A 15,326-nucleotide genomic window follows, 5' to 3' on the forward strand; every position below is an offset into this window, starting at 1 on the left:
GCCGATTTGTTTGAGCCGCGTGACGTTAGCACGCGGCGAGTTCGGCGGCGCCTGGGGGCTGTGCTTTTGAGCGGGGTTTCGAGCAGCCCCGGGTCGCCTTTTCTTTGGGTACTTTCTTTTGGCGAAGCAAAAGAAAGTACCCCGTCCGCCGGGCGGAACCGGCAATGCCAAGCATCATCCGCGTAGCGGATCCTGCCGTGGTCACGCCACGTTCTCGGCCGGTGCTGGCCGATCAGCACTCCACAATATTCACCGGCACCTCGATCACATTGATCGCCAGGCCGCCGCGGGCGGTTTCCTTGTACTTGGTGCTCATGTCGCGGCCGGTATCGCGCATGGTCTTGATCACGCGGTCCAGCGACACAAAGTGCTGGCCGTCGCCGCGCAGCGCCATGCGCGCGGCGTTGATGGCCTTGATCGACGCCATCGCGTTGCGCTCGATGCACGGCACCTGCACCAGGCCGCCCACCGGGTCGCAGGTGAGGCCCAGGTTGTGTTCCATGCCGATTTCGGCGGCGTTTTCCACTTGCTCCGGCGTGCCGCCCAGCACTTCGGCCAGGCCGCCGGCTGCCATCGAACAGGCGGAACCCACTTCGCCTTGGCAGCCCACTTCGGCGCCCGAGATCGACGCGTTCAGCTTGAACAGGATGCCGATGGCACCGGCGGTCAGCAGGAAGCGCACGATCCCGTCGTCGTTGGCACCCGGAATGAAGCGGGCGTAGTAGTGCATCACCGCCGGGATGATGCCGGCCGCGCCGTTGGTGGGCGCGGTCACCACACGGCCACCGGCGGCGTTTTCTTCGTTTACCGCCAGCGCGTACAGGTTGACCCAGTCCATCACGGTGAGCGGGTCGCGCAGCGCGGCTTCCGGCGAGGCCAGCAGCTTCTGGTACATGTCGGCGGCGCGGCGTTTTACCTTCATGCCGCCAGGCAGAATGCCCTCGCGCTCGCAGCCGCGCTTCACGCAGCCTTGCATCACGCGCCAGATGTTGAGCAGGCCGGCGCGCACTTCGTCCTCGCTGCGCCAGGCCAGCTCGTTTTCCAGCATGATCTGGCTGATGGATTTGCCGTGGCGCTGGCACAGCGCCAGCAGCTCGGCGCCGGTCTTGAACGGGTGCTTCAACTCGGTCACGCCGGGCGGGGTGAAGCCGGCGTCGATGGCCGCTTCGTCCACCACGAAGCCGCCGCCCACCGAGTAGTAGGCGCGCTTGGACAGGCTGTCGCCGTTGGCCGCAAACGCTTCGAAGATCATGCCGTTGGGGTGGTAGGGCAGCGCCTTGCGCTTGTGCAGGATCAGGTGTTCGCCTTCGACAAAGGGCACCACGTGGCTGCCCAGCAGGCGGATGGCTTTGTCGGCACGGATGGCGGCCAGCATGCCGTCTACCGCGTCGGTGTCGACCAGGTCGGGGTGTTCGCCCTGCAGGCCCAGCAGCACGGCGGTGTCGGTACCGTGGCCTTTGCCGGTGGCGCCCAGCGAGCCGAACATCTCGGCCTTCACGCTGGCGGTGGCGGCCAGCAGGCCGTCTTTTTCCAGCCGCGCCACAAACTGGCGGGCGGCACGCATCGGGCCGACGGTGTGGGAGCTGGACGGGCCGATGCCGATCTTGAACAGGTCGAATACGCTGATAGCCATGCTGCTTCTCTTTTTATGGTGCGGGCGCGGGTGGCGCCACGGGTGTTGTCTGTCCGGCCGGGTGGGCCATGGTGGGTGGGTGCTGCCCGGGCAGCGGCGGCATTGTACTGAGCAATGCCGCCGCTGTGTGCACTACCGATGCTGCAGTGCGTTTTAACGATACACAGGGAAGGCCGCGCACAGTTCGGCTACCTGGCGCCGTACGCGGGCGGCGACGTCGGCGTTATCGATATCGTCCAGGATGTCGCATACCCAGTGCGCTACCTGGCCGGCTTCGGCGCTGCCGAAACCACGGCTGGTAATGGCCGGGGTGCCGATGCGGATGCCGCTGGTCACAAACGGGCTTTGCGGGTCGTTCGGCACCGCGTTCTTGTTGACGGTAATGCAGGCCGCGCCCAGCGCCGCGTCGGCGGCCTTGCCGGTGAGGCCCTTGTCGATCAGGCTCAGCAGGAACAGGTGGTTGTCGGTTTTGCCGGATACCACGGTATAGCCGCGCTGGCGGAACACCGCCACCATGGCGCGGGCGTTGTCCAGCACCTGTTGCTGGTAGGCCTTGAACTCGGGTTGCAGCGCCTCCAGGAAGGCCACCGCCTTGGCAGCGATCACGTGCATCAGCGGGCCGCCCTGGATGCCGGGGAAAACCAGCGATTGCAGCTTTTTCACCAGCGCCTCGTCCGGGTTGGCCGCCAGGATCAGGCCGCCGCGCGGGCCGCGCAGGGTCTTGTGGGTGGTGGTGGTCACCACGTGGGCGTGCGGCAGCGGGCTGGGGTAGAGCCCGGCCGCCACCAGGCCGGCCACGTGCGCCATGTCCACGAATAGCCAGGCGCCGACGCTGTCGGCAATCTGGCGCATGCGCGCCCAGTCCACCACCAGCGAATAGGCCGAGAAACCGGCCACTAGCATCTTGGGCTGGTGTTCGGTGGCCAGCCGTTGCACCTCGTCGTAATCGATGGCGCCGCTTTCCGTGTTGATGCCGTACTGCACCGCCTTGTAGATCTTGCCGGAAAAATTGACGCTGGCGCCGTGGGTAAGGTGGCCGCCGTGGGCCAGGCTCATGCCGAGGATGGTGTCGCCCGGTTGCAGCAGCGCCATGTACACGGCGGCGTTGGCCTGGCTGCCGGAGTGCGGCTGCACGTTGGCGTAGCGGGCGCCAAACAGCTGGCAGGCGCGGTCGATGGCCAGCTGCTCCACCACGTCCACGTGCTCGCAGCCGCCGTAGTAGCGCTTGCCGGGGTAGCCTTCGGCGTATTTGTTGGTGAGCTGGGTGCCTTGCGCCTGCATCACGCGCGGGCTGGTGTAGTTTTCCGAGGCAATCAGTTCGATGTGGTCTTGCTGGCGCTGGTTTTCGGCCTGGATGGCGGCCCACAGTGCGTCGTCGAAGCCGGCAATCTGCATGTCTTGCGTGAACATATCTGTCTCCATGTCGTGTCTGGCTGCTGGCAGCAGCCGTGTGCATGGCTCTTTGGCGGGGTGCCCAGGGTGCCGCGTGACGGCAGGGGCGGGCGGGGCATGGCTGGCACAAAGGCGACGGCACCCGACCGGCCATGCCGGACGATGCCCCCTCTGTCCCTTGTGCCTGAGATATTGCGGCGCGCGAACGCGCACCGGGTGTCCTTCGGCGAGGCGGCCTGGCGGCCAACCTTCTCTCCAGAGTGCCTCGCGTCCACAGTTCTTTTGCCTGAGAGTTTCCGGGGCGATTCCCCTTCGGCGCTGCCGCCGGGGCAGTCTCTCCTGTGGTCGCGGCCGGGGCGGGTGTGGCACCTGCCAGCCGGCGTGGCTTGCAGAATCTAGAAGACCGCGCTTGCCGCTGTCAATGCGTGCGGCAGATTTATCGATGTGCGAACGCAGCAAAACGCCCCCGCAGGCAACAGCCGGGCGGGGGCGGGGTGGTGCGGGCAAGGGTCGTTCAGAACATGCCGTTGCCGTTGGCGTCTTTGGCCGGCACCGGCTGGATCACGTCCCAGTGCTCGGCAATCTTGCCGTCCTGCACGCGGAAGATGTCCACCACCGCCACGCCCAGATCGCCGGGCTTGTCCTGGCTGTGCACGTGCAGCATCACCAGGTCGCCGTCGGCCAGCACGCGCTTGATGCTGGCGCGGCTTTGCGGCGTGTTGGCGCGGATCCAGCGTACGTAGTCCTGCAGCGGCGCGACGCCGTTGGCCACCTCCGGGTTGTGCTGGATGTAGCCGGGCGCCAGGTAGCTGGCTGCCTGTTCTGCATCCAGCCGGGAGAAGGCGGCATCGTAAAAGGCCAGCACCAGTGCCTTGTTGGCGTCTTCCCGCGGGCCGGCCAGCGCTGGTAGCGCGCTAGTGGCCAGGCTTGCGGCCAACAATGCCGCGCTCAGTAGGTGCTTCATTGGGCGGCAGCCACGGTAAAGCGTTGGCGATGGTGACGCGCCTGTTCGGCTTCGTCGACGATGGCTACCGCTAGGTCGGCCACGCTGATGCCGGCCGGCGCGTCGCCGTCCATCAGCAGTTCGTTGGCGCCCAGACGGTACTGGCCGCTGCGCTCGCCCGGGGCCAGCATGGCTGGCGGCGATACGAATACCCAGTCCAGCACGGTTTCGTCTTGCAGCTTGTTCAGCGCCTGGCGTGCGCCCTCGGCGCCTTCCTTGTATTCGGCCGGGAAGTGCGGGGTATCGATCAGCTGCAGGCCCGGTGCCACGTACAGGCTGCCTGCGCCGCCTACTTCGATGAAGCGCGCCACGCCGGCGGCTTTGGTGCCGGCCACGATGGCGTCGTGGCCTTGCAGGAACAGCGTGCGGATGTCGGCTTTGTCCCAACCCGGGTTGAAGGCGCTGATCACCACGTCGTGGCCGGCCACGTCACGGGCGATGGCGTCGGCGTCGTAAGCGTTGCTGGCCTTGACGGTGAGGTTGGCCGCAGCGGCAACGCGTTCCGGGCGGCTGACCAGGGCGGTAACGTGATGGCCGCGGGCCAGCAGTTCCTGTTGCAGGGCTTGGCCGACAAAACCGCTGGCGCCGATGAGTGCGATGTTCATGCTGTGTCCTTTCGGGTGGGGTAGGGGAATGACTGCATGGTAGATCACCCGCTTGTAGCTGATAATCCGCTGTAAAATTCAATCATTGTTAAGCTGAGGTTGATAATGGAAGCGCTACGCAGCATGGCGGTGTTTGCCGCCGTAATCGAACAGGGCTCGATGAACGCGGCCGGGCGTGCGCTGGGCATGACCGCGTCGGCGGTCAGCCAGCATGTGCGGCTGCTGGAGCAGCAACACCAGGTGGCGCTGCTGCACCGGACCACTCGTAAGCTGACGCTCACCGAGGCCGGTAGCGTGTTTTACCGCAGTTGCGCTGCCATGTTGGCCGCAGCGCGTGAAGCCAGCGTACAGATGGCGGCATTGCGCGACGAACCGGTGGGCGAGCTGCGCATTGCCGCACCCAGCGGTTTTGCCGGCGGGGTGCTGGGGCAGGCACTGGCACCGTTGCTGGCGGCCAACCCCGGCCTCAGCCTGCGCCTGTTTTTCCAGGACGAGATGATCGACCTGGTGCAACACCGCATCGACCTGGCATTGCGTGCCGGTAATCAGCCGGATTCCACGCTGGTGGCGCGCCATCTGGCCGACTGGCCGTTCGTGCTGGTGGCGGCGCCGTCGTATCTGGCGGCGCGTGGCGAGCCGCAGCAGCCGGGCCAGCTGTACCAGCACGACTGGATAGGCCTGGAGCAGGACCATGACCTGACGCCGCTGCGCTTGCAGCGAGAGGGCGACGTGGAAGTGCTGCGCTTGCAGTGCCGCATTGCCAGCAACAGCATGCTGTCGGCACGGGCGTTTGCGCTGGATGGCATGGGTATTTCGATGCAGCCGGCACCGGAAGTGGCGGGCGAGCTGGCCGCCGGGCGCTTGCAGCGCGTGCTGCCCGACTGGCAGGCACCGGCGCTGCCGGTGTACGCCGTCACGCCGCGGCGCGACGTGCTGCCGGCCAAGGTGCGGCACGCTATGGCATTCTTGCAACAGAAGTTTGCGCAGAGCTGATTAAATTATGTGCAACGATTGACATCGTCATCATTATTGCACGCAAAAAAACTTGTATGTACTCCGTTGATTGCCTAACAAACATATAGAGTCATAGTTAGTTCAATGCATGGCTTGTTTACAGCTATCAATTTGGCGGTAAATTTAATAAAAATACTTACAGGCAGGATGAAATGATGGCTTTTTAACCGCAGGCTGGCATTTCTGCGTACTGTTTTTACAGTATTTTGTATGCAAATTGTTTTGTGCTGTACGGGGAATCTGGCTTGCGAGCTTGGTAGTACCATCGCGCAGTCCGAAAAACACATCTAAATGACAACAGGGGAAGCTCCGATCATGACACTACGCACGCGCTTGATGGTTTTTGTGCTGCTGGTACTCACCGCTTTGTCGGTGGTGTTCTGTACCGTGGCGTACTGGAAAATGAGCTCCGCGCTGGAGCAGGAAATCCAGAACGAGATCAAGATGTCTGCCGACAACAAGGTGAGCTTTGTCAGCGAATGGGTGGATAGCCGCCAGAAAATCGTGGGTTCGGTGCTGCCGCGTTTTGGCACCGGCGACCTGAAGCCAATGCTGGACCAGGCCCGTGACGCCGGTGGCTTCGACGACATGTACGTCGGCCAGCCGGACAAGACCATGACCCAGTTTACCGGTGCTGCTCCGGTACCGCCGGGCTACGATCCGACCGGACGTCCGTGGTACCTGGCTGCCAAAGATGCGGCCGGCCCGATCGCCTCGCCGCCGTATATCGATGCTGCCACCAAACGCCCGATCATCACCTTTGCCCAGGCGCGCAAGGATGGTGGCAACCTGGTTGCTGTCGCCGGCGGTGACGTTACCCTGGCGCGTGTGGTGCAAGAAGTGACTGCCGCCAAACTGCCGGGTGAAGGCTATGCCTTCCTGATTACCGGCGAAGGCGACGTGATTGCCCACCCGCAGAAGGATTCCGGCCTGAAGAAAGTCACCGAAGTGGTACCGGGTCTGGACTTGGGCGCGCTGAGCAAGGACGGCCAGATCCAGAAAATCAGCCTGGATGGCGCAACCAGCCTGGTGGCACTGTACCCGGTTCCGAAAACCAGCTGGCTGTTTGGCGTGGTAGTGCCGGAAGCCGCGGCACTGGCACCGGTGAAACAGCTGCTGCTGGTGATGATCGGCCTGGCTGTTGTCGGCCTGTTGCTGGCGGGCATTCTGGCCTACGCCGGTGTAGCCAAGATGCTGGCGCCGCTCAATGTGCTGCACAAAGCCATGGCCGAAGTGGCCAGCGGCCAGGGTGACCTCACCAAAACCCTGCCGGTGGGCAACCGCGATGAGGTAGGGCAGATCGCCGAAGCGTTTAACCAGTTTGTGGCCAAGCTGCGCGACATGTTCCTGACCGTACGCGACGAAGCCACCGCACTGGCTACCGACGCGGCCGACCTGAACCGGGTGGCCGAGCAGATCGCCCAGGATTCGCGCGTACAGTCCAGCGAGCTGTCGGCCACTGCGGCGACCATCGAGGAAATCACCGTCAGCATCAACCATATTGCCGACCACGTGGGCGAGACCGAGGCACTGGTATCGCGTTCGCGCAGCAACTCGGTGGAAAGCTACCGTGCCATGACCGAAGTGGAGCGTGAGGTGCAGTCCATCCTGCACGCGGTATCGTCGCTGCACGGCGTGATGGGCAGCCTGTCCGGCCAGTCCGAGCAGATCAAGGGTATTGTTGGCGTGATCCGCGATATTGCCGACCAGACCAACCTGCTGGCGCTGAACGCGGCCATTGAAGCGGCCCGTGCCGGCGAAAGCGGCCGCGGCTTTGCCGTGGTAGCCGACGAGGTACGCAAGCTGGCCGAGCGCACCGCTACCGCCACCGTGCAGATTGCCGAGATGATCGACACCGTGATCCGTCGCACCGGCGAGGCCATCAGCCACGCCGACGTGACCAATGAGAAAGTGAGCTCCGGCGTCACCCTGTCGCGTGAAGCGGCCAGCAAGGTAGAGGCCATCAAGCAGAATGCCGAGGAAATCTCCTCGCGCATGAGCGAGATCACCTCGTCCACCGCCGAGCAGGGCGTGGCCACCAACGAGATGGCCCGCAGCGCCGAGCGCGTGAACGTGATGGCACAGCAGACCGATACCAGCCTGCAGGAAGCGCTGGCCACCATCAATACGCTGGCGTCCCGTGGCGACGAGCTGAAGGCGCTGGTAGCCAAGTTCCGCCTGTAAACCGTGATTCAACCCGCACAAGCCCGGCATGCCGGGCTTGTGGCTTATGTAGAGGCAGCTATGCAAGACCCGTTGGCCCAGGTGGCTATTGATGATGTGATCATTCTGGATGGCGCGATGGCGTCCGAGCTGGAGCGTCGCGGCTGCGACCTCAACGACGCGTTGTGGTCGGCCCGCGTGCTGCTGGAAGCGCCGGAGCTGATCCGCCAGGTGCACTACGACTACTACGTTGCCGGTGCCGACGTGGCCACCACGGCCAGCTATCAGGCCAGCTTCGAGGGCTTTGCCAAGCGTGGCATCGGCCACGAGCAGGCGGTGGCGCTGATGCAGCAGTCGGTACGGCTGGCGCAGGAAGCACGTGACGCCTTTTGCGCCGATGCGGCCAACCTGGCCGGTCGCAAACGGCCGCTGGTGGCGGCGTCGGTCGGCCCCTACGGTGCCATGCTGGCTGATGGTTCCGAATACCGTGGCGGCTACGGCCTGAGCGTGCAACAGCTGATGGACTTCCATCGCCCGCGTCTGGCGGCGCTGCTGGCGGCCGGCCCCGACTTGCTGGCCGGCGAAACCTTCCCCTGCGCCGAAGAGGCGCTGGCGCTGGCCACCTTGCTGCGCGACGAGTTTCCCGATGCCCGTGCCTGGGTAAGTTTTTCTTGCCGCGATGGCGCTAGCCTCAGCGACGGTACACCGCTGGCCGACGCAGTAGCGGCGCTGGCTGATTTCCCGCAGATCGTGGCCGTCGGCGTCAACTGCACTGCGCCGCGCCACATTGCACCATTGTTGGGCGAGGCAGCACGGGTTTCGGGCAAACGCCTGCTGACTTACCCTAACTCGGGCGAGAGCTACGACGCCACCACCAAGACCTGGCACGGCAGCAGCGACCCTGGCGCCTTTGCCGACGCCGCACGCCAGTGGCGTGCCGCTGGTGCCGCCTGCATTGGCGGCTGCTGCCGCACCACGCCGGAAGACATCCGCTCTCTCAGCGCCTGGCTGCGTCCGCAGCACTAAGCCTGTGGCTGGCACCCGCCGCGCTGGCTAGCCGAATCGACCCTGTCTGCCATGCAGAAAGGGTTTTGTTTTTGCAGGATATTTTCGGGAGTGGGAGTTTGCCGGTATCGGGTCGGTGTGGTGCGGGCAAGAGTGGGTAAGTCGTCACAAGGGCTGGGGCAAGCCCATGGCACATGTCGGCTTGCATCATGCCGCGCACTGGCGGGTGTTGCGGCCAACCTTGCCGCTCTGCCGGGCGCGGCCATCTGCCCTGGTTTCCGCTTATAGCCATCGCTGCCAGCCGGTACCGCAGTTGGCAAGCTTGTTGCTTGCTGCAGTGCAGCGTCAGCCTGCTTACCCGGCGGGCAGGGCGCGGACCTGATAACTGCAAGCGGTACAACCATGACAAGCGAAAGCAAGTGCCTGGAAGGCGGACACAATCCGCTGGCACACACCTGGGCGGAAGACCTGCTGGCCTTCCTGATCGGCACCTCCTTCATCGGCCTCGGCATGGCCATGTTCGCGCAGGCCGGCCTGCTTACCGGCGGCACCGCCGGTATCGCCTTCCTGCTGCACTACTACAGCGGCGCCTCCTTCGGCTGGCTGTTCTTCATCATCAACCTGCCGTTTTACTGGCTGGCGCTGCGCCAGATGGGGCGTGCTTTCACGCTGCGCACCTTTAGTGGCCGTGGGCCTGGTGTCGTTGTTTTCCAGCCTGCACCGCACGCTGTTTCCGTTTGCGGGCAATCTCAACCCTTACTACACCGGCTTGCTGGGCGGCCTGCTGATCGGCATGGGCCTGATTGCCTTGTTCCGCCACAAGGCCAGCGTGGGCGGGGTCAATATCCTGGCGCTGTACGTGCAACAGCGCTACGGCATGCGTGCCGGTAAGTTGCAGTTCGGTTTCGATTTGCTGGTGATGGCGGGCGCGCTGTTGGTGGCGGGTTGGCCGCAATTGCTGGGCTCGCTGATCGGTGCTGCCGCCATGAGCCTGGTGATCGGTTTTTACCACCGGCCGGATCGTTACATAGCCCAGTCCTGACGCGGCAGGGTCAAAAATTGCGGTACTGCCTGCTTGTCATGGGGTAGGGGTGTGCCATGGGTCGTTTGCTTGGCTTTGTGGGTTGTAAATTGCTTTTTATTGTGGATATGCAACTACTTGATGCTTGTTAATTGTGAATGTTGGCAGTATTGGTAAAATGATGAAATTGTTGCATCGCAATAGAGATTCCGATATGACCGCTACTGCTTCTGCTTTGCCGCCACCGGCGGCTGACGACGCGCTGGGCCATAGCTGGCTGGAAGACGCGCTGGCCATTCTGGTAGGCACGCTGCTGATTTCCTTCGGCGTGGCCATGTTCAAGAGTGCCGGCCTGCTCACCGGCAGCACGGCGGGGCTGGCCTTCCTGGTGCATTACCAGACCGGCGTGCCTTTCGGCGTGGCCTTTTCGCTGATCAACCTGCCGTTTTACTGGCTGGCGGTGAAGCGCATGGGCTGGGTGTTTACCTTAAAGACTTTTGCTGCGGTAACGCTGCTGTCGCTGTTTACCGGGCTGCACGCGCAGTTTGCCCATTTTGATGGCTTGAACCCGTTCTACAGCGGCCTGATCGGCGGCCTGATGATGGGCATGGGCTTCATCGCGCTGTTCCGGCACAAGGCCAGCCTGGGCGGTGTCAACATCCTGGCGCTGTTTGTGCAGGACCGCTACGGCATTCGCGCTGGCAAGCTGCAGCTGGGGCTGGACTTGGTCATCCTGCTGGCGTCGCTGTTCCTGGTGAGCGTGCCGGCCTTGCTGGGTTCCATCCTGGGCGCTGCCGCGCTGAACATGATCATCGCCATGAACCACCGGCCGGATCGCTACATCGGTACTTGATGCCCCGGCAGGGCGTGAAAAAGCCAGACAGTGCACACTGTCTGGCTTTTTTCATGCGGCCCGAACGTTGCGGGCGGCTTATGCCACAAACCGCATCTTGTAGCTCTTGGCCTTGATCTTGCCCACGCTCAGGCGGTCGAAGGCCTGTTGCGCGATGTGGCGGTCCAGTGCCACGAAGGTGTTGAACTCGAACACGGTGATCTTGCCCACTTGCGTGCCCTGGATACCGCCTTCGCCGGTGAGGGCGCCCAGGATGTCGCCCGGGCGCAGCTTGTCGCGTTTGCCGCCGGCAATCTCCAGCATCACCATCGGCGGCAGCAGCGGGCCGCCTGGCGCCGGTTTCAGGTCGGCCAGGTCTTCCCAGGCCAGTTCGGCTTTCTGGTATTCCTCGATGCTGGCGGCGCGGCGGGCGTCGCTGGGGCTCACCAGCGTCAGCGCCAGGCCGTGCTTGTCGCCACGGCCGGTACGGCCGATACGGTGAATGTGCACTTCCGGGTCGTGCGCCACGTCCACGTTGATCACCAGGTCCAGGTCCTTGATGTCCAGGCCGCGGGCGGCCACGTCGGTGGCGACCAGCACAGTGATGGTCTTGCCGGCAAAGCGGGCCAGGATCTGGTCGCGGTCGCGCTGTTCCAGCTCGCCGTACAGCGCTTCGGCGCTAAAGCCGGCCTGCTGCAGTTCGGCTACTAGCTCCTTGCAGCGCTGCTTGGTGTTGCAGAACGCCAGGACAGAGGTTGGCCGCACGCTGTGCAGCACGCGGGCGACCACGTCCAGGCGGTCGTCCGGGTCGATCTCGTACCACCATTGTTCGATCTGGCCGGCGTCGTGCAGCGCTTCCACTTTCACCATGTGCGGCTGCTTCATGAACTGCTCGGCCAGCTTGCGGATGTTGTCCGGGTAGGTGGCGCTGAACATCAGCGTCTGGCGGTTGCGCGGGCAGGCGCGCACGATGCCGACGATCTCTTCGATGAAGCCCATGTCCACCATGCGGTCGGCTTCGTCGAGCACCAGCGTTTTCACGCCGGCCAGCTCCAGCGTGCCACGCGACAGGTGGTCTTGGAGGCGGCCCGGGGTACCCACCACGATGTGGGCGCCGTGTTCCAGCGACGCGCGTTGCGGCGCCATCGGCGTGCCGCCGCACAGGGTGATGACCTTGATGTTGTCGATACAGCGCGCCAGACGGCGGATTTCCTGCGCCACCTGGTCGGCCAGCTCGCGGGTGGGGCACAGCACCAGTGCCTGGATGGCAAACCAGCGCGGGTTGATGTTGGTCAGCAGGCCCAGACCGAAGGCGGCGGTCTTGCCGCTGCCGGTCTTGGCCTGGGCGATCACGTCGCGGCCGTCCAGGATGGCGGGCAGGCTTTCCGCCTGGATGGCGGTCATGCTGGTGTAGCCCAGGCTATCGAGGTTGGACAGGACTTCCGGCGGCAGTTGCAGGGTGCTGAATTTGGCTTTGTTCACAATGACTTGGCGTTAGGTTGCGTTGGCAAGGCGCGGAGTGTAGCAGCTAGCGGCCTTGCGGCCAACCTTGCCGGTGCGATGTCAGCGTGCTGAGTGGCTTGCCAGCCGTAACAGCTGGCCGTTGCGGTCGTCGGCAAACCACAGCGCACCGTCGGCAGCCTGGGCAATTTCCACCGGCCCGGCCGGCCCGCCCTTGCCGCGCCACGGCCCCAGTAGCGTGTGTGGCCGGCCCTGGGGCAGACCTTTGCCATCGGTGGCGTAGGCCACCAGGCGCTGCCCGTGCTGGCGGTAGCCGTGCAGGCCTACCACCAGTTGGCCGCGCCAGGGCGCCGGCGCCTGCGGCCCTAGCCACCACGTCATGCCCAGTGGCGCGCTGTGCGCCGGCAGCAGCATGGCGGGGGCGCGGGTAGTGCGGCAGGCGTAACGCGGAAACTCCGGTGCGTTGCGCTGCGCGTCGTAGCAATACGGCCAGCCGTAGTGGCCGCCGGCTTGCAGCAGGTTCAGCTCGTCGTGCGGCAGGTTATTGTCGTTGGGCAGGCCGGCGGCCAGATGCTGCGCGTCGCGGCTGTTTTCGGCCTGCAGCACGCTGCCGCCGGGGTGGACGGCGATGGCCATGCTGTTGCGCAGGCCACGCGCCAGTACGCCCAGGTTTTGCAGGCGGCCGTCGGCCAGCACACGGTAGCGGCGAACGCTGCCGGCCGGGTTGCCGCCTTCTGCTTCGCTGCACAGCGTCTGGCCGCGCTGCGCTTCGCAGTTGTCCGAGCTGCTGCCGATGTTCACGTACAAGGTGTCGCCCGCCAGCGTAAAGCTGGTGAGCGGGTGGCGCTGGCGCAAGGGCAGGCTGGCGACCGTTTGGCGCTGCGCCGGCCTGGAAGCATCCAGCAGGCTGATGCGGCCAACCTCGCCTAGCAGGATGCGGCCATCCGGCAGCACCGCCACGCTGTGCGGGCGGTCCAGCTGGCGCGCCAGTACCGTCTTCTGCCATGTTTTGCCGCTGCGGGTGAAGCGCAGCAGGCGGCCAGCCGGGGCGTCCCAGCGCACCATCTCGGTCAGCAACACGCTGCCGTCCGGCAGCAGGGCGATGCCGCGCGGCAGCGTCAGCCCGCTGGCCACCACGCCGGCGCACAGGCCGGCGGCGGCGGGGGCAGCCAGCGCCGGCAGGCCGTCACAGTTGGCCGCCAGCGTGGTTTGCGCGGCCAGCCAGGTGGCGGCCAGCAGGCAGAGGCTTGTTTTTGTCATAAATCGTTTGATTTAATATAACACCTTCTTTTGGAGGCTTTGTTTAACGATAGCGTCAAAGTCTTGTCACGGTTGCGTCACGACGGCTGCCTACACTGCGCGCATTCTTTCAAGCCGCAGGACAGATCATGCAGCGCGACAACTTTACCCTGTCTGCCGTTACCCAGGTTGCCGGCCACCTGCTGGACAACCCGCCGGTGGTGCTGCCGGACAGTACCAACTACCAGGTGCTGGAAGTGTTTACCAGCCACGAAGGGCTGGCCAACCTGCCGGTGGTGCGCGATGGCCAGCCGCTGGGCATCATCAACCGCAACCATTTCATGAGCATGCTGGCGCGGCCGTTCCACCGCGAGATTTTCGGCCGCAAGCCGTGCACCGCGTTCATGGACACCAACCCGCTGGTGGTGGACTACCACCTGCCGCTGACCGAGCTGTCGTTCATGGCGCTGCAGCGCGGCGACAAGGTGCTGTCGGACGGCTTTCTGATCACGGTAGACGGTGCCTACGCCGGCGTGGGCCAGGGCGTGTCGCTGATGCAGGCGCTGGCCGACCAGCAGGCCGAAAAGCACCGCCAGATGATGGACAGCATCCATTATGCCTCGGTAATCCAGCAGTCCTTCCTACAGAGCTCGCGCCGCGACATGGCGGCCTGCCTGCAAGACTACTTCATGGTGTGGGAGCCGCGCGACGTGGTGGGCGGCGACTACTACTACTTCGTGAAGCGCGACGACGGCTTTTTCGTGGCCGTCATCGACTGCACCGGCCACGGCGTGCCGGGCGCGTTCATGACGCTGATCATGGCTTCGGCACTGAAGCAGGTGCTGGGCAGCCACGACCTGCACGACCCGGCGGCGCTGCTGGGGGCGATCAACCGCCAGGTGAAGGAATCGCTGGGCCAGCTGGCCGACCACGAGCGCCACCCCGAGCTGCATGTGGAAGTGCGCAGCGACGACGGCATGGACTGCGCCTTCTGCTGGTACGACTACGCCAGCCACACGCTGACCTTTGCCGGCGCCAAAACCCCCATTTTCGTGCTGCCGCCCAAGGGCGACGAGGTGGACGTGGTGGACGGCAACAAGAAAGGCGTCGGCTATGTCAGCACGCCGCTGGACTACCAGTGGGACAACCGCACGCTGAAGCTGAAGCCCGGCAGCCGCCTGTACATCAGCACCGACGGCATCATCGACCAGATCGGCGGTGCCAAGCGCATCTGCTTTGGCAAAAAGCGCTTCAAGGAACAGATTCTCAAACACGCCCACCTGCCGATGGCACAGCAGCAGCAGGCGCTGCTGGACGCGTTCCACCACTGGCAGGGCGAAAACAGCCGCCGCGACGATGTCAGCCTGTTCGGCGTACACCTGAAGGAAACCCGTCCATGAGCCTGGACCACTTCTACCGCTTCCAGGACCTGGCGCGCCAGCAGCGCGTGGTCTTCTACTACACCGGCTACTTCTCGCAAGCCATCGTCAGCGCCATGGGCGACGCCTTGCGCCAGCGCCTGAACCAGACCGACGCCAGCAATGTGCAGCGTCGCCGCCTGTTCTCGGTGTTCATCGAGATGGCGCAGAACGTGGTGCATTACTCGGCCGACCACGTCACCGCCGGCGACAGCAGCGACCAGGAAATCCGCCGTGGCGCGCTGTGGGTGGGCGAGCAGGATGGGCACTACTACGTGGTCTGTGCCAACCCGGTAGCGCGCGAGCAGGTTGGCCGCATCCGCGACAAGCTGATGCCGCTGCTGGGCATGAGCAACGACGACATCAAGCAGCTGTACAAGCAGAAGCTGCGCAGCGACAACGACGCCGAAAGCAAGGGCGCCGGCCTGGGTTTCCTTACCGTGGCGCGCGACGCTACCGAGCCGGTGGAGTTCGACTTCATCGACGAAGACGGCCCGCTCAGCCCCATCACCATGTTCTATCTGAAAGCCTCGATCTGAT

Annotated in this window: 13 protein-coding genes, 1 pseudogene and 2 riboswitches; of the genes and pseudogenes, 8 read left to right on the forward strand and 6 right to left on the reverse strand. The window is 64.6% G+C overall.

Translation table 11 applies throughout. From position 1 onward, the window contains the following. Positions 1-232: 232 nt before the first annotated feature. The 4 genes from FLQ03_RS07530 to FLQ03_RS07545 all read right to left on the reverse strand — a co-directional run bounded on the left by FLQ03_RS07530 (position 233) and on the right by FLQ03_RS07545 (position 4,633). The gene (locus FLQ03_RS07530) at positions 233-1,633 is read right to left on the reverse strand and encodes an L-serine ammonia-lyase (RefSeq protein WP_144371371.1); all 1,401 of its coding nucleotides are present in this window, start codon (positions 1,631-1,633) and stop codon (positions 233-235) included. Positions 1,634-1,786: 153 nt separating this feature from the next. Beyond that, the gene (gene glyA, locus FLQ03_RS07535) at positions 1,787-3,043 is read right to left on the reverse strand and encodes a serine hydroxymethyltransferase (protein ID WP_144371372.1); all 1,257 of its coding nucleotides are present in this window, start codon (positions 3,041-3,043) and stop codon (positions 1,787-1,789) included. A 149-nt stretch (positions 3,044-3,192) separates the two neighbouring features. Beyond that, positions 3,193-3,288: riboswitch (glycine riboswitch) on the reverse strand. Between the two features lies 1 nt (position 3,289). Continuing rightward, positions 3,290-3,377: riboswitch (glycine riboswitch) on the reverse strand. A 162-nt stretch (positions 3,378-3,539) separates the two neighbouring features. Next, complete coding sequence (locus FLQ03_RS07540; RefSeq protein ID WP_144371373.1) at positions 3,540-3,989, reverse strand: nuclear transport factor 2 family protein; 450 nt, start codon at positions 3,987-3,989, stop codon at positions 3,540-3,542. Continuing rightward, positions 3,986-4,633 carry an NAD(P)-dependent oxidoreductase gene (locus FLQ03_RS07545; protein ID WP_144371374.1) on the reverse strand — a complete coding sequence of 216 codons (648 nt, stop codon included), beginning with the start codon at positions 4,631-4,633 and terminating at the stop codon, positions 3,986-3,988. The genes FLQ03_RS07540 and FLQ03_RS07545 overlap by 4 nt, the downstream gene beginning before the upstream one ends. A gap of 105 nt (positions 4,634-4,738) precedes the next feature. Here FLQ03_RS07545 and FLQ03_RS07550 point away from each other — a divergent pair, with 105 nt between their 5' ends. The 6 genes and pseudogenes from FLQ03_RS07550 to FLQ03_RS07570 all read left to right on the forward strand — a co-directional run bounded on the left by FLQ03_RS07550 (position 4,739) and on the right by FLQ03_RS07570 (position 10,689). Then, on the forward strand, positions 4,739-5,626 hold the full coding sequence (locus FLQ03_RS07550) for a LysR family transcriptional regulator (RefSeq protein ID WP_170252344.1): 888 nt from the start codon (positions 4,739-4,741) through the stop codon (positions 5,624-5,626). 336 nt (positions 5,627-5,962) lie between these two features. Then, positions 5,963-7,831 carry a methyl-accepting chemotaxis protein gene (locus tag FLQ03_RS07555; RefSeq protein WP_240802222.1) on the forward strand — a complete coding sequence of 623 codons (1,869 nt, stop codon included), beginning with the start codon at positions 5,963-5,965 and terminating at the stop codon, positions 7,829-7,831. A 60-nt stretch (positions 7,832-7,891) separates the two neighbouring features. Further along, on the forward strand, positions 7,892-8,836 hold the full coding sequence (gene mmuM, locus FLQ03_RS07560; RefSeq protein WP_144371375.1) for a homocysteine S-methyltransferase: 945 nt from the start codon (positions 7,892-7,894) through the stop codon (positions 8,834-8,836). A 495-nt stretch (positions 8,837-9,331) separates the two neighbouring features. Further along, positions 9,332-9,436 (forward strand): annotated as a pseudogene (locus tag FLQ03_RS19545) (YitT family protein); the annotation flags it as partial. A gap of 76 nt (positions 9,437-9,512) precedes the next feature. Further along, entirely contained in the window at positions 9,513-9,857 is a 345-nt protein-coding gene (locus tag FLQ03_RS07565; RefSeq protein WP_276607761.1) for a YitT family protein, read from the forward strand. Between the two features lie 193 nt (positions 9,858-10,050). After that, positions 10,051-10,689, forward strand: coding sequence for a YitT family protein (locus FLQ03_RS07570; protein ID WP_144371376.1), 639 nt, complete (start codon positions 10,051-10,053; stop codon positions 10,687-10,689). A 78-nt stretch (positions 10,690-10,767) separates the two neighbouring features. Here FLQ03_RS07570 and dbpA read toward each other — a convergent pair whose 3' ends face one another. Next, positions 10,768-12,150: an ATP-dependent RNA helicase DbpA gene (gene dbpA, locus FLQ03_RS07575; RefSeq protein WP_144371377.1), complete on the reverse strand. Its 1,383-nt coding sequence runs from the start codon at positions 12,148-12,150 to the stop codon at positions 10,768-10,770. Positions 12,151-12,231: 81 nt separating this feature from the next. Beyond that, entirely contained in the window at positions 12,232-13,389 is a 1,158-nt protein-coding gene (locus FLQ03_RS07580) for a PQQ-dependent sugar dehydrogenase (RefSeq protein WP_144371378.1), read from the reverse strand. A gap of 128 nt (positions 13,390-13,517) precedes the next feature. On the opposite strand from FLQ03_RS07580, the gene FLQ03_RS07585 reads away from it, so the two are divergent. Beyond that, entirely contained in the window at positions 13,518-14,768 is a 1,251-nt protein-coding gene (locus tag FLQ03_RS07585; protein WP_144371379.1) for a SpoIIE family protein phosphatase, read from the forward strand. Further along, positions 14,765-15,325, forward strand: a complete 561-nt coding sequence (locus FLQ03_RS07590) for a SiaB family protein kinase (RefSeq protein ID WP_144371380.1) — start codon at positions 14,765-14,767, stop codon at positions 15,323-15,325. Before FLQ03_RS07585 ends, FLQ03_RS07590 begins: the two co-directional genes overlap by 4 nt. Position 15,326 lies beyond the last annotated feature (1 nt).

It is taken from the genome of Vogesella urethralis (genome assembly GCF_007644045.2).
Lineage (GTDB): Bacteria > Pseudomonadota > Gammaproteobacteria > Burkholderiales > Chromobacteriaceae > Vogesella > Vogesella urethralis.